The sequence below is a fragment of the Dehalobacter sp. genome, assembly GCA_023667845.1.
GTDB lineage: Bacteria > Bacillota > Desulfitobacteriia > Desulfitobacteriales > Syntrophobotulaceae > Dehalobacter.
The window spans coordinates 64587-77395 of sequence record JAMPIU010000050.1 but is presented as its reverse complement, the minus strand read 5'-3'; the positions used below and the strand labels follow the sequence as shown (position 1 = coordinate 77395).

The following is a 12809-nucleotide window of genomic DNA, read 5'->3' as shown; positions in this document are numbered from 1 at the left end:
ATTGCTATTTGTTATTCGTTTTGTTACTTGTTATTCCTTATCTATCATCTAACATTGCATCTGTTCATTCCAGAACAGGCGAGAAGACGGAATCGTAAGACCCGCTGGATATGTTCAAGTTGAAATACACCTTGGCATTTACTTCATCCAGATAGATGCTTCCGGACCGGTTCGATCCGTCATTATCTCTGAATTCAAACATGGCATCCGATTTTGTCTGATTGGAAGTTGTGGCGTCAAACGTAAAGGTCAGAGCATTCTGAGCATACGTCTCAAAGCCTTCTCTGTATTTCTCGGAATATTCTCCGGCAATATTTGCGCTCTCAACATGGGCAATTTTCAGAATGCGTTCGCCAATCTTGACAAATTTACCGTCTTGCTCAATGATAATATCGTTTTTAAATGTCCCGATAAACTTTTCAGGATTGGAGATCTGAGGTCCGGCGCTGGTTCTTTCTGTTGTTCTCTGAACTTTTTTGCCGCTAAGGTCCGGCTTCTGAACAATTGTTTCATTGATATCCGTTAATTTAACAAGCGTTTCCATCGTAATTTCATGGACCTGCTCCTGTGCGTCCTTTCCGGATAATATCACTGTTGCCAGAATATAATCCAAGAGACCGTCGGAATTAACTGTGGCCGACCCTTCAATTTGTTTCACATAGATATCCTGCGTTAGTACAGGGATTCTGGCACTATAGCTGTTTTGTCCCGAAAGAGCCTGTTTGACCTGAAGGGAGGCCACCGCGTTGACCAAAGCCGGAATCTGTACTTCAGACAGGGAACCAGAAAGCGCTTTGCTGCCATCGGCATTCTCCTGAACGACCACATGGTCCTTCAAACTGCCGACAACCGCATCCACAATCTTCTCAACATCTTCCGCTTCATCCTGTTTAAAAGGATTGTCAAATACATCCGTTTCGCGCTCTTGGGTATATTCGGTATAGTAATAGGCTTCATTGCCGGTGCCGATATCCGTACCATTGATCCAGGTGTTCTTATCCGTATAATAATAAGAATCGGAAACCTTTCCGTCCTGACTCAGACTGCGGGAGCTGTCCTCGGTCGCCCCATTCAGCCGGTCAAATTTTTTGACATCGCTCTGGGAACTGATGATTTCACCGTTATACTTTATGGCAAATGAATAATCCAGGGTAAAGTTGTTAAATTTCTCTGAACAGCTCGCTGCGCTTTGCTTCAAGCCGTCCTTAAGCGTATCATAGCCGCTTTTGCTGACAATGTCCGCCAGTGCAGTCGTCGCAAACAACAGAATCCCGACGGTAAAGACTACCGGCAGCACCGCTTTTTTAGATATTCTCATCTTCACTTACTCCTTTTCAAATATTGGAAAGCTTCCTGATCTTATTTTACTCCCAATATCTTGAATATCCGTAAACAGAATCTAAACAATTTATAAACAATGCTTCCGGGCAAAATAGACAATTCTTCTTTCAATTTTTTACTCTTTGAAATAGATTTGAAATGGCGTTAAGCACGAGACTTGAAAGGTCAGGTGCGTTGCAGCTTCCAAAGTGATTATCTGATATATTCGGGATTAATTACGTATCTTCCTTTATTTATTGTTAAGATGATGATTTCAGGATTAATCGGCTGCCGCCACCGGCTGTTCCTTGGCCAGATAATTGCCCACTCCTTCGAAAATAGCCATGGCCAGCTGCTGCTGATAAGCACTTTCGTTTAATTTCTTTTCTTCTTCCGGATTGGACAGAAAACCGACTTCAATCGTCACGGCCACCATATCCGTATTCTTGAGGATAAAATAGCTTTGGTTCGCTTTTGCTTCCCGTTTTTTTGTTCCGACTTTATTCAAACTTTGCTGTATACTTTCAGCCAGCAGTTTTCCTCCCTCGGATTCCGGATGGTAAAACACTTGCGGGCCATGTTGTCTTTGATCGGAAAAACTATTGGCATGAATACTCAGATATATTTTAGCCTGGGATTCCATAGCGGTTTGAATCCGGTAGGCCAAGTCCTCTCTTTTGCGTTGAAGCAAGCTTAAAGAAGTCCCAAAATCCCGGTCCTGCTCCCTTAGCATCACAACTTTGCTTCCGGCCTGGGTGAACAGTACCTGCAGCCTTTTAGAAACCTGCAGGTTCACATCCTTCTCCAGGGTTTTATTGACGCCAACAGCCCCAGGATCAACCCCGCCATGACCGGCATCGATCGAAATGGTTACCCCGCCGAGTATCCAGCTCCATCCGGGAACATCCTTGGCGGCATGCGCTACTGTTTTCTGGCTGAGAAAAATTCCGGTTACGGCCAGAAGAACGAGAATGCTTGATGCCAGTATGATCTTTAGTCTTAGCATTCTCTGTCTGCGCTTCAGTCCGCTGATCCATGAATAATTTGGTTGTTTAGTCATGGTCTTCCCCCTCTCACCTATATCTATGGTGAAGGGTAGTGAATTATTCAGAAGGGAATGATTTCAGTGACCTTTGATTGGATAAGATTTGCCTGTCAGCATGTTCAGTGATTTTTGGCAATTATGCCACCTGTAAAACCTAGAAGTGTTTTCGCCTTGGGTTGCCTTACTTGGTCATACTGTTTTCAATGGTTTATTAACAGAATTTTTATTGAATAAATTTTATTCCTTCAACCAGACAACAATAACCAAACGATAACCAAATAATAAAAGAGTATCTACCGCGTTGCAGATTAATTTCCAAATATAATGCCTATAAAAAATCCCCCAACCTTTAGTTGAGGGATTTGTTGTTTGTCTGATATTAACGTTTCGAGAATTGAGGCGCTTTGCGGGCTTTTTTGAGTCCGTATTTGCGACGCTCTTTCATACGCGGGTCACGGGTAAGAAAACCTGCGCGTTTTAAAGCCGGACGAAGACTTTCATCTGCTTTAAGCAAAGCTCTGGCAATACCCATTCTAAGGGCACCGGCCTGGCCGGTTGTACCGCCGCCGTGAACTCTGGCAATTAAATCGTATTTCCCTAAAGTTTCAGTAACTTCTAAGGGCTGCTGAACAATCATCTCTAAAGTTTTCTTGCCGAAGTATTCACTTAGGTCTCTGTCGTTAATCGTATATTTTCCGTTACCGGCCAGAAGTCTGACCCGGGCAACTGCATTTTTCCTTCTGCCTGTACCTTGATACTGAAGCTGTGCTGACATGCTTTTACCTCCTTCCAACTATTTCATATTCCATACTTCTGCTTTTTGGGCCTGATGCGGATGTTCCGGTCCCGAGTATACTTTAAGTTTCTTATACATCTGTGCACCAAGTTTGTTGTGAGGAAGCATTCCTTTTACAGCATGTTCCATAGCTTTTTCGGGGGCTTTGCTCATCAGCACTCGGTAGGTCATTTCTTTCAGTCCGCCTGGATAACCGGTATGCCAGCGATACATTTTCTTATCCAGTTTATTGCCGGTAATCAACGTTTTATCTGCATTGACGATAATGACAAAATCACCTGTGTCAACGTTCGGGGTAAATATCGGCTTATGTTTTCCTCTGAGCAAGCGGGCGGCTTCAGCTGCCACTCTTCCCAAAGAAACACCGGCTGCGTCAATGACTAACCATTTACGGTCCACCTCATGGGCTTTCGCAAATTGCGTGGTGGTCATGTTGGTTCCCTCCATTTTTAATCGCGTCCATCATGTTTTCATGTACGATTTTTGAGTTCGTTATATCATCACCGGACGTGACGGGCTCATTCACGTTTCGGTAAAAGACTACTTAAAAATTTTAACTAAAATAACGTCTTTCGTCAACCTATGGTTTCCTATTTCTTAAAGTTCCGGAAAGATTTCACCGGGACTGGATGCGTCATAATTGACATAGGTCAAGGTGAGTCCTCTGGCCGGAGCAGTTTCACCTGCTTTGGTTCGATCCCTGGACGCTAGTACTTCAGGGATTTCTTCCGGCTGTGTTCGGCCTTTACCCGCATCCATCAAGGTACCGGCAATAATTCTTACCATGTTATATAGAAACCCGTCACCAATACAGGTAACAGCGATTTGTTCATCCAGCCAACATACTTTACAGCGGTACAGTGTCCGGACAAAACTTTTAGCCGAAGACCCGGCAGCGGCAAATGCACTGAAGTCATGTTTCCCTTCAAGCTGGGAAGCAGCCATTTGCATGGCGCTGACATTCAGCTGCAACGGCTCATGGAGAGAATACAGTCTTCTGAATACGTCAGGAATTCGTCCGTTATCGATTCTATAATCGTATCTCTTCCACTTGGCGCTTTTCCTGGCACTAAAATCTTCAGGCATATCCCTGGCCTCGCGTATTCTGATATCATACGGCAGAATACTATTCATGGCCTTAGGAATCTTCTCCTGCGGAATACGCGCTTCTGAGCAGAAATTAATCACTTGGCCGGCAGCGTGTACACCAGTATCCGTCCTGCCCGCTGTTGTGATTTTTATTTCTTCGGCAAAAAGCTTCTTCCAGACCTTTTCCAGTTCTCCCTGGATAGTTTGTCCATGTTCCTCTGGCTGGCGCTGGAATCCGTGGTAGTTTGTACCATCATAGGCTAATCGCAGAAGGATGTTGCGCATTTTTTTCTCCAGCAATCTTATAATATTGAACTGGACGGTATGCTTGTTTTCAAAAGAGCCAACAGGAAGTTCGAAGCTGAACATGTGTCAATGTTCAGAGGTACGATTCATGTGTGTGATTAATGGTTATCGATACGCTTATTTGGTTTCGTTACCCGGTATCAATCAATTCCTGGTATCCGGCTTCCGTTATCTGCGATCGAACACCGAACCTCGAACTTCGAACTTCAAAATTAGGCCTTCATCTTAGTCCACAAGCTCAACTAAAACCATTTCGGCAGCATCTCCACGACGATAGCCGTTTTTCATGATTCTGGTGTAGCCACCCTGCCTATCGGCATATTTCGGAGCTATTGTATCAAAAAGCTCTTTTACTACCGTCTCATCCAGCAAAAATTCCATCGCCTGACGTCTGGCAGCCAGGTCACCCCTTTTGCCCAGGGTAATCATTTTCTCTGCCAGGGAATTCAGTTCTTTTGCTCTTGCTTCTGTTGTCTCAATCTTTCCATGCTTCAGCAAGGAAGTTACAATATTTCTTAACATAGCCCTTCTGCGGCTCATGTTAACTCCAAGCTTACGGTATGCCAACTGTGATCCCCCCTTTAGGTTTAATCTTCCGGAGTACGGAATCCCAGCCCAAGTTCTCTGAGCTTGTGTTCGACTTCTTCCAGAGATTTGCGCCCAAGATTGCGTACTTTGATCATATCTTCTTCAGTTCTTTGTGTCAGTTCTTCAACGCTGTTTATGCCGGCGCGTTTCAGGCAATTATAAGATCTTACGGAAAGATCCAGTTCTTCAATGGTCATTTCCAGAATCTTATCTTTGGCCTCTTCTTCTTTTTCCACCATGATTTCAACATTACCCAGATTATCGTTCAGTCCGATAAAGAGCCTCAAATGTTCGCTCAAAATCTTGGCTGCGAGACTCGTTGCCTCTTTCGGGGTAATACTGCCGTTAGACCATACTTCCAGGGTAAGCTTGTCAAAGTCAGTCATCATACCGACCCGGGTATCTTCTACAGCATAGTTGACTTTATAAATTGGGGTAAAGATGGAATCGACAGGAATAACGCCGATTACCTGATCTGCTTTTTTATTCTTCTCAGCTGAGACATAGCCGCGGGAACGTTCGACGTTCATTTCCATGAAGAGGCGTCCGTCTTTATCCAACGTGGCGATCTTCAAATCTGGATTGAGAATCTCAATATCGGGACCGGTGATAATGTCTCTTGCGGTAACAACCCGTTCCCCTTCACATTCCAAACGCAGAACGCGCGGTTCATCCGTATGGCCTTTGAGAGCGAGGGATTTAATATTGAGAATGATCTCAGTTACGTCTTCCAAGACTCCTGGAATGGTTGAGAATTCGTGTAGTACGCCTTCTATTTTTACTGAAGTAACCGCGGACCCGGGTAGAGAAGAAAGCAGGATACGACGCAGGGAATTCCCCAAGGTAATGCCATAGCCTCTCTCTAAGGGTTCAATAATGAATTTGGCATAGGTATTATCTTCAGATCTCTCAACACATTCAATATTGGGCTTTTCGATTTCAAGCATCGGAATGCACCCCTTCTTTCCCGGAAAAGTTTAACGAGAATATTTCTCTACGATAAGATGTTCTTCAATCGGAATCTGAATATCTTCACGGGTTGGCATGTTGATGACAGTCCCTGTGATGCTGTTGATATCCAGGCTTAACCATGCAGGAACAGCACGATCCTTTAAGGATTCGGCCATTTCCTTGATTCTATTGTTGTCTCTGCTGCTTTCTTTAATCGAAATTGCCTCGCCAGTGCTGACGAGATAAGATGCAATATCGACGCGTTTGCCATTGATTGTGATATGACCATGTGTCACAAGCTGACGTGCTTCGGGTCTGGATGAAGCAAAGCCAAGTCTGAAAACAACATTATCCAAACGGCGTTCCAATAAACGGAGAAGATTTTCCCCGGTCATACCTTTTTGACGGGCAGCTTTGTCGAAATATCCACGGAACTGTTTCTCAAGAACGCCGTAGATCCTCCGAACTTTCTGCTTTTCTCTGAGCTGAATGCCGTACTCAGTCGGTTTTTTGCCTCTAGCCTGTCCGTGCATGCCCGGAGCATACGCCCGACGGTCCACAGCACATTTATTGGTATAGCAGCGATCCCCTTTCAGGAATAACTTCTGACCCTCACGCCGGCACAGACGACATACTGATTCTGTATATTTAGCCATGTTTTACACCCCCTATACTCTTCTGCGTTTGGGCGGCCGACATCCGTTATGCGGTACCGGAGTTACGTCCCGAATAAGGTTCACTTCCAGACCTGCCGCCTGCAATGCTCTGATTGCGGCTTCACGGCCTGATCCTGGACCTTTGACAAAACATTCAACAATTTTGAGCCCATGCTCCATTGCTGCTTTGGCAGCTGTCTCTGCAGCCATCTGCGCAGCAAAAGGTGTGCTTTTACGTGATCCTTTGAAACCCAAAGAACCGGAACTGGACCAGGAAAGTGCGTTTCCGGTCGTGTCTGTAATGGTGACAATCGTATTATTAAAAGTCGACTTAATATGTGCTATGCCGCTTTCAACATTTTTACGTTCTCTTTTTCTGGTACGAACAACTTTACGAGCCATGCTTCAATGCCCCCCTTTACTTTTTCTTCTTTCCGCCAATTGCTCTTGCGGGACCTTTGCGTGTACGGGCATTGGTTTTGGTCCGCTGTCCGCGCACAGGTAGTCCACGACGATGGCGAAGGCCACGATAACTGCCGATTTCCATCAGTCTTTTAATGTTAAGGGACACTTCCCGACGCAGATCGCCTTCGACCTTGTATTCTTTATCAATGGTTTCCCTGATCTTGGCGACTTCGTCGTCTGTAAGATCTTTGACCCTGGTGTCAGGGTTAATCTGTGTTTTTGTCAGGATTTTTTTGGATTGAGAATTGCCGATACCATAGATGTAGGTAAGTGCAACCTCAACACGTTTGTCCCGAGGTATATCCACCCCTGCGATACGTGCCATCTAAATTTCACACCCCCATGTTCGATAATTAGTTCCAGTTACTTGATTTTCATATTTAGCGTCCGACTTTGTTAGTGTTAATCGGTCCAAAGGCGACAACCCGCACATATTGCTAATCGATGTTCTAAGTTCGTTGTCCGGTATTGTCTGCTAGATCTTTGATGCTTAATCATCGATCTTCGAACCTCGAACTTCATCCTCGATCTAGCCCTGGCGTTGCTTATGTTTCGGATTTTCGCAAATAACCATTACTTTTCCGTGCCGTCTAATAATTTTACACTTTTCACAAATCGGTTTCACAGAAGGTCTTACTTTCACCTGTGATTCCTCCCTTGTCCTTACTTAAATCTGTATACAATTCTTCCTCTGGTCAAGTCATAGGGAGAAAGCTCCACCGTGACCCGATCTCCAGGCAAAATTCTGATAAAATGCATCCGAATCTTGCCGGAGACATGCGCCAGTACCTTATGACCATTGTTTAATTCTACCGTAAACATTGCGTTCGGCAATGGTTCCAGTACTTTGCCTTCGACCTCAATCACATCTTCTTTTGACATTTGCGCCTATCCCTCCTTTGACATTTATTTACCGGTCTTCAGCCTTCAATTCGAGTTAGTATTTCCGGGCCATTTTCAGTGATGGCCACTGTGTGTTCAAAATGCGCCGATGCTCGGCGATCTTTCGTTACTACAGTCCACTGGTTCTCAAGAGTCTCAACCTGATAGCCTCCTAAGTTGACCATTGGTTCTATCGCCAGGACCATTCCTACCTCGAGTCTCGGCCCCCTGCCGGGTTTGCCAAAATTGGGTACTTGAGGTTCTTCATGCATTTTTCTGCCGATTCCGTGACCTACATAGTCCCGAACGACCGACATTGTATTCTCTTCTACATACGTCTGAATAGCGTAGGATATATCAAACAGCCGGTTACCTTTCAGCGCCTGGGCAATTCCACACCGGAGAGATTCTTCAGTCACTGCCAGCAGATTTTGAAGTTCCCTGCTGATTTCTCCTACCGGCAGTGTGATCGCAGAATCACCGACGTATCCGTCAATGATTGCCCCGCAATCAATACTGATAATATCTCCACTTTTCAGGGCCCTTAAACCCGGTATCCCATGCACCACTTCTTCATTAATCGAAGTACATAGTGTTGCGGGGAAGCCGTTATACCCTTTGAAGGCAGGAATCGCATTGCATTTGCCAATGTAATCTTCCGCTGCTCTGTCTAGTTGTTCCGTAGTTACTCCCGGGGCAACCATTTTCCGCATCAGTTCCAGAGTTTCTGCCACGATCCGGCCAGCTTTCCGCATGCGGCCAAGCTGTTCCTTACTCTTCAGTTCAATCATGGCTTCTTACTCCAACACGCTGAGAACATCGCTGAAAACCTGCTTAATTTCTTTATCCCCTTGAATTCTCTTGAGCAAGCCTTGGTTGTTATAATATGCAATCAGGGGTTCAGTCTGTGTATTATATACCTTCAGCCGATTTTGTGCTGTTTCAAGTGTGTCATCGCTTCTCTGGTAGAGTGCACCACCGCACTTGTCACAAACGTCCTGTTGTTTAGGAGCGTTGAAGACAGTATGGAAGGTTGCACCGCACTGTTTGCAGACCCTTCTTCCGGTGAGCCGTTCCAAGAGATCTGCTTCGCCCAGTTCAATGTTGATAACTCCGTCCAGAGCAATTTTCATGTCGCTTAAGATTTTCGCCAATGCATCCGCCTGGGCAGCCGTACGGGGAAACCCGTCCAGAAGGAAACCATTTTGACAATCAGCCTGAGCCAATCTGTCGGCTACAATCCCAATCGTTACTTCATCCGGGACAAGGCCACCGGCATCCATGTATTCTTTGGCCTTCATTCCCAGGGCAGTCTGTTCCTTGATTGCGGCTCTGAACATGTCCCCAGTTGAAATGTGGGGTATATGATAATGCTCAATGAGCAAATCGGCTTGTGTTCCTTTTCCTGCTCCAGGAGGACCCATGAGTATCATTCTCATCTCGATCGCCTCCTACTTTAAAAATCCTTGATAGTGACGCTGCATCAGCTGATTCTCCATCTGTTTCATCGTATCAAGAGCAACGCTGACCACAATCAGCAGGGATGTTCCACCTAAATAGATGTTATCTATTCCGGTGAATCCCATGATCAGACTGGGGAGAACAGCAATCAGTGCCAGGAATATCCCACCTGCCAAAGTCACTCTGCTCAGGATTTTAAACAAATAATCTGAAGTCGGACGACCCGGACGAATTCCAGGAATAAAACCGCCGTACTTTTTAAGATTATCCGCGACATCTACAGGATTAAAGGTAATTCCTGTATAGAAATAGGTAAAGAAAATAATGAGCAATGCATACATGATCAAGTACGGTATTGAATAGGCTGAGCCATTCATTTGCAGCCATTTCTGGGCAAAAAGAGCGAAGGCTGAGTCCTGTGGGAGCCAGGTCGCAATGGTTGCCGGAAAGGCCATTAAGGAAATACCGAAAATAATCGGAATAACGCCCGCCTGATTAACTTTTAACGGAATATGAGAGCTCTGTCCACCGTATTGCTTGCGGCCGACGACTCTTTTGGCATATTGAACCGGAATTCTTCTTTGGCCCTCCTGGATAAATACAACAGCGGCAATAATCAGCGCTGCAATAACCACTAAGCCTACGATTGATATCCAACCGATTTCGCCAACCTGCAGCAGCCCAACCAAGTACTTGATTGCATCTGGAATCCCAGCAACAATACCGGCAAAGATAATGAGTGAGATGCCATTGCCAATGCCTTTTTCGGTGATCTGTTCGCCCAGCCACATCAGAAAAGCTGTACCTGCGGTCAGTACGATTGCAATCATAATGTAAATTAGAATCCTAAGCGACTCTTGAGGAATCGTAAGCGCACCTCTTAAGCCGATGGTCAGTCCAAAACCGTTGATGAAGCCAAGTACAACAGTACCATAGCGGGTATACTGAACAATCTTTTTTCTGCCCTGATCGCCCTCTTTTGATAGTCTTTCCAGATAAGGAATGACGACCGTTAAGAGCTGAATAATGATGGAGGCAGTGATATAGGGCATGATACTTAATGAAAATACAGAGAAGCGTTTCAGGGAGCCACCAGAGAATGTGTTGAAGAAATCAAACAATCCTCCACTGCCCATCATGTTTTGAAGCACTTCACGATCCATAAACGGAATCGGGATGTGAGACCCAATCCTAAAGATCAGAAGCATAAGCAAGGTGAACCCTATTTTCTTTCTAATGCTCGGAACTTTCCAGGCATCCTTCAGGGTTTCAAGTATCAATTTATTCCACCTCTACTTTTCCACCGGCAGCAGTAATCTTCTCTGCTGCTGTTTTGCTTACCTTATGAACTTTTACGGTTAATGATTTGGTCAATTCCCCGTCTCCGAGTACTTTGACACCATCCTTGACTTTATTGATGAGTCCAGTCTCAAATAAAGCTTCAATGGTAACTTCTTCACCATTTTCAAATCTTTCTTCAAGATCGGATACATTGATGACCTCATATTCTTTTCTAAAATTATTTGTAAAACCGCGTTTCGGAAGTCTGCGGGTAATGGGCATTTGGCCACCTTCGAATCCGGGACGGACACCACCGCCGGAACGGGCTTTCTGACCCTTGTTACCACGGCCGGCTGTATTTCCAAGTCCCGAGCCGTTGCCTCTTCCAACACGTTTGCGTGATTTGGTCGAACCTTCTGCAGGTTTGAGTTCATGGAGTTTCAATATGGACACCTCCTTACTTGGTGCTGCGATACATTATTTTAGAGTATTTCTTCCACTGCCTTACCGCGGGCTTTGGCAACGTCGACGTCGCGCTTCAGCGCCTTGAGGCCGGCCATCGTTGCATTGACAACGTTATGAGCATTGGAAGATCCCAGTGATTTTGTGAGTATATCTTTAACCCCTGCTACTTCGAGTACAGCACGCACCGGACCACCGGCAATAACTCCGGTACCTTTGGCAGCGGGTTTCAGCAGAACCTCGCCGGCACCAAATTGGCCGAGAATCGGATGCGGGATCGATGTTCCTTTTAAAGGTACAGCAATCAGATTCTTTTTAGCATCTTCTACGCCTTTACGAATAGCCTCCGGAACTTCGGTTGCTTTTCCGAGTCCTGCGCCGACAATACCATTGCCGTCGCCGACGACAACCAGAGCACTGAAGCTGAAACGTCTTCCGCCTTTGACAACTTTAGCAACACGGGCAATGTGTACAATTTTCTCGGTGAGCTCCAGTTTACTAGGATCGATATTTGACAATGATTTTCCCTCCTTTTCTAAAGATTAGAAGTCAAGTCCTGTTTCTCTAGCGGCTTCGGCCAGAGCTGCAACTCTACCGTGATATAGGCTGCCGCCGCGGTCATAGACCACTTTGGTGATTCCTTTATCCAGCGCTTCTTTTGCAATGAGTTCACCAACTTTTTTAGCTCCCTCAACGTTTCCTCCGGACAGCTCTGCTGCTTTAAACTCAGCATCGAGAGAAGAAGCTGCAGCCAGGGTGATTCCAAGGTCATCGTTGATAACCTGGGCATAAATATGATTTAAGCTTCTAAATACTGCCATACGCGGTCTTTCGGCTGTGCCCTGGATTCTTTTGCGGACACTTTTATGCTTATGTTTTAAAATTTGTCTGCGGTCACTCTTTTTAATCAAGCTTTTTCATCCTTTCTACGCGGCAAGAGATTTTGCCCTTACCTTATTTCTTACCGCCGGTTTTACCTTCCTTGCGGCGGATGACTTCTTTTTCGTATTTAATCCCTTTACCTTTATACGGTTCCGGTTCACGTTGCTTACGAACATCTGCAGCAAAATTACCGACTTGTTCCTTATCGATTCCTTTAATGATCACCTTGTTCGGTGCAGGAACTTCGATTTCAATCCCTTCATAGGGTTCCATTTCAACCGGATGAGATTTGCCGACAGTAAGCACAAGTTTTTTACCTGAAAGAGCAGCACGATAGCCTACTCCGACAAGGTCCAAATTCTTGCTAAACCCGTTCGATACACCTTCCACCATATTGGCAAGAAGGGTGCGGGTCAGTCCGTGAAGCGAACGGTAGAAAGGTTCGTCGTTGGGACGGGTAACGCTGATTGTTTTTTCTTCTACTTGAATACCGATTTCAGGCCGGAATTCTCTGGTAAGCGTTCCTTTGGGGCCTTTAACGGTAACGACCTGACCTTCTTGTTTAACTTCCACCCCGCCTGGAATGGTGATTGCTTTTCTACCAATTCGAGACATATTCTACACC

The 12809-nt window shown here is 45.4% G+C and carries 19 protein-coding genes; all 19 read right to left on the bottom strand.

Annotated elements, in window-relative coordinates; all coding sequences use genetic code 11:
• Positions 1 to 64 precede the first annotated feature (64 nt).
• The gene (locus NC238_02640) at positions 65 to 1318 is read right to left on the bottom strand and encodes a hypothetical protein (GenBank protein MCM1564853.1); all 1254 of its coding nucleotides are present in this window, start codon (positions 1316 to 1318) and stop codon (positions 65 to 67) included.
• A gap of 282 nt (positions 1319 to 1600) precedes the next feature.
• Positions 1601 to 2380 (bottom strand): N-acetylmuramoyl-L-alanine amidase, encoded by a 780-nt coding sequence (locus tag NC238_02635; protein ID MCM1564852.1) that lies wholly within the window; start codon positions 2378 to 2380, stop codon positions 1601 to 1603.
• 364 nt (positions 2381 to 2744) lie between these two features.
• Positions 2745 to 3140 (bottom strand): 30S ribosomal protein S9, encoded by a 396-nt coding sequence (gene rpsI / locus NC238_02630; GenBank protein MCM1564851.1) that lies wholly within the window; start codon positions 3138 to 3140, stop codon positions 2745 to 2747.
• An 18-nt stretch (positions 3141 to 3158) separates the two neighbouring features.
• Positions 3159 to 3593, bottom strand: coding sequence for a 50S ribosomal protein L13 (gene rplM / locus NC238_02625; protein MCM1564850.1), 435 nt, complete (start codon positions 3591 to 3593; stop codon positions 3159 to 3161).
• Positions 3594 to 3758: 165 nt separating this feature from the next.
• A complete protein-coding gene (gene truA, locus NC238_02620) occupies positions 3759 to 4535 on the bottom strand; it encodes a tRNA pseudouridine(38-40) synthase TruA (protein MCM1564849.1) in 777 nt (258 codons plus the stop codon).
• A gap of 246 nt (positions 4536 to 4781) precedes the next feature.
• On the bottom strand, positions 4782 to 5123 hold the full coding sequence (gene rplQ / locus NC238_02615; protein MCM1564848.1) for a 50S ribosomal protein L17: 342 nt from the start codon (positions 5121 to 5123) through the stop codon (positions 4782 to 4784).
• A 20-nt stretch (positions 5124 to 5143) separates the two neighbouring features.
• The gene (locus NC238_02610) at positions 5144 to 6091 is read right to left on the bottom strand and encodes a DNA-directed RNA polymerase subunit alpha (protein ID MCM1564847.1); all 948 of its coding nucleotides are present in this window, start codon (positions 6089 to 6091) and stop codon (positions 5144 to 5146) included.
• A 30-nt stretch (positions 6092 to 6121) separates the two neighbouring features.
• Entirely contained in the window at positions 6122 to 6751 is a 630-nt protein-coding gene (gene rpsD, locus NC238_02605) for a 30S ribosomal protein S4 (protein ID MCM1564846.1), read from the bottom strand.
• A 12-nt stretch (positions 6752 to 6763) separates the two neighbouring features.
• On the bottom strand, positions 6764 to 7153 hold the full coding sequence (rpsK, locus tag NC238_02600) for a 30S ribosomal protein S11 (GenBank protein ID MCM1564845.1): 390 nt from the start codon (positions 7151 to 7153) through the stop codon (positions 6764 to 6766).
• A 16-nt stretch (positions 7154 to 7169) separates the two neighbouring features.
• On the bottom strand, positions 7170 to 7541 hold the full coding sequence (gene rpsM, locus NC238_02595; GenBank protein MCM1564844.1) for a 30S ribosomal protein S13: 372 nt from the start codon (positions 7539 to 7541) through the stop codon (positions 7170 to 7172).
• Between the two features lie 204 nt (positions 7542 to 7745).
• Positions 7746 to 7859, bottom strand: coding sequence for a 50S ribosomal protein L36 (gene rpmJ, locus NC238_02590; protein ID MCM1564843.1), 114 nt, complete (start codon positions 7857 to 7859; stop codon positions 7746 to 7748).
• Positions 7860 to 7879: 20 nt separating this feature from the next.
• Positions 7880 to 8098: a translation initiation factor IF-1 gene (gene infA / locus NC238_02585; GenBank protein ID MCM1564842.1), complete on the bottom strand. Its 219-nt coding sequence runs from the start codon at positions 8096 to 8098 to the stop codon at positions 7880 to 7882.
• Between the two features lie 38 nt (positions 8099 to 8136).
• Positions 8137 to 8889 carry a type I methionyl aminopeptidase gene (gene map / locus NC238_02580; GenBank protein MCM1564841.1) on the bottom strand — a complete coding sequence of 251 codons (753 nt, stop codon included), beginning with the start codon at positions 8887 to 8889 and terminating at the stop codon, positions 8137 to 8139.
• 6 nt (positions 8890 to 8895) lie between these two features.
• The gene (locus tag NC238_02575) at positions 8896 to 9537 is read right to left on the bottom strand and encodes an adenylate kinase (GenBank protein MCM1564840.1); all 642 of its coding nucleotides are present in this window, start codon (positions 9535 to 9537) and stop codon (positions 8896 to 8898) included.
• 12 nt (positions 9538 to 9549) lie between these two features.
• The gene (gene secY / locus NC238_02570; GenBank protein ID MCM1564839.1) at positions 9550 to 10839 is read right to left on the bottom strand and encodes a preprotein translocase subunit SecY; all 1290 of its coding nucleotides are present in this window, start codon (positions 10837 to 10839) and stop codon (positions 9550 to 9552) included.
• 1 nt (position 10840) lies between these two features.
• The gene (gene rplO, locus NC238_02565; protein ID MCM1564838.1) at positions 10841 to 11284 is read right to left on the bottom strand and encodes a 50S ribosomal protein L15; all 444 of its coding nucleotides are present in this window, start codon (positions 11282 to 11284) and stop codon (positions 10841 to 10843) included.
• Positions 11285 to 11322: 38 nt separating this feature from the next.
• The gene (gene rpsE, locus NC238_02560; protein ID MCM1564837.1) at positions 11323 to 11820 is read right to left on the bottom strand and encodes a 30S ribosomal protein S5; all 498 of its coding nucleotides are present in this window, start codon (positions 11818 to 11820) and stop codon (positions 11323 to 11325) included.
• 24 nt (positions 11821 to 11844) lie between these two features.
• Positions 11845 to 12213: a 50S ribosomal protein L18 gene (gene rplR, locus NC238_02555; protein ID MCM1564836.1), complete on the bottom strand. Its 369-nt coding sequence runs from the start codon at positions 12211 to 12213 to the stop codon at positions 11845 to 11847.
• A gap of 43 nt (positions 12214 to 12256) precedes the next feature.
• Positions 12257 to 12799: a 50S ribosomal protein L6 gene (gene rplF, locus NC238_02550; GenBank protein MCM1564835.1), complete on the bottom strand. Its 543-nt coding sequence runs from the start codon at positions 12797 to 12799 to the stop codon at positions 12257 to 12259.
• Positions 12800 to 12809 lie beyond the last annotated feature (10 nt).

Coding starts and splice junctions, on each gene's coding strand:
- NC238_02640 (MCM1564853.1), bottom strand. CDS start 1,318: ATGAGAATATCTAAAAAAGCGGTGCTGCCGGTAGTCTTTACCGTCGGG.
- NC238_02635 (MCM1564852.1), bottom strand. CDS start 2,380: ATGACTAAACAACCAAATTATTCATGGATCAGCGGACTGAAGCGCAGA.
- rpsI (MCM1564851.1), bottom strand. CDS start 3,140: ATGTCAGCACAGCTTCAGTATCAAGGTACAGGCAGAAGGAAAAATGCA.
- rplM (MCM1564850.1), bottom strand. CDS start 3,593: ATGACCACCACGCAATTTGCGAAAGCCCATGAGGTGGACCGTAAATGG.
- truA (MCM1564849.1), bottom strand. CDS start 4,535: ATGCGCAACATCCTTCTGCGATTAGCCTATGATGGTACAAACTACCAC.
- NC238_02610 (MCM1564847.1), bottom strand. CDS start 6,091: ATGCTTGAAATCGAAAAGCCCAATATTGAATGTGTTGAGAGATCTGAA.
- rpsD (MCM1564846.1), bottom strand. CDS start 6,751: ATGGCTAAATATACAGAATCAGTATGTCGTCTGTGCCGGCGTGAGGGT.
- rpsK (MCM1564845.1), bottom strand. CDS start 7,153: ATGGCTCGTAAAGTTGTTCGTACCAGAAAAAGAGAACGTAAAAATGTT.
- rpsM (MCM1564844.1), bottom strand. CDS start 7,541: ATGGCACGTATCGCAGGGGTGGATATACCTCGGGACAAACGTGTTGAG.
- infA (MCM1564842.1), bottom strand. CDS start 8,098: ATGTCAAAAGAAGATGTGATTGAGGTCGAAGGCAAAGTACTGGAACCA.
- map (MCM1564841.1), bottom strand. CDS start 8,889: ATGATTGAACTGAAGAGTAAGGAACAGCTTGGCCGCATGCGGAAAGCT.
- NC238_02575 (MCM1564840.1), bottom strand. CDS start 9,537: ATGAGAATGATACTCATGGGTCCTCCTGGAGCAGGAAAAGGAACACAA.
- rplF (MCM1564835.1), bottom strand. CDS start 12,799: ATGTCTCGAATTGGTAGAAAAGCAATCACCATTCCAGGCGGGGTGGAA.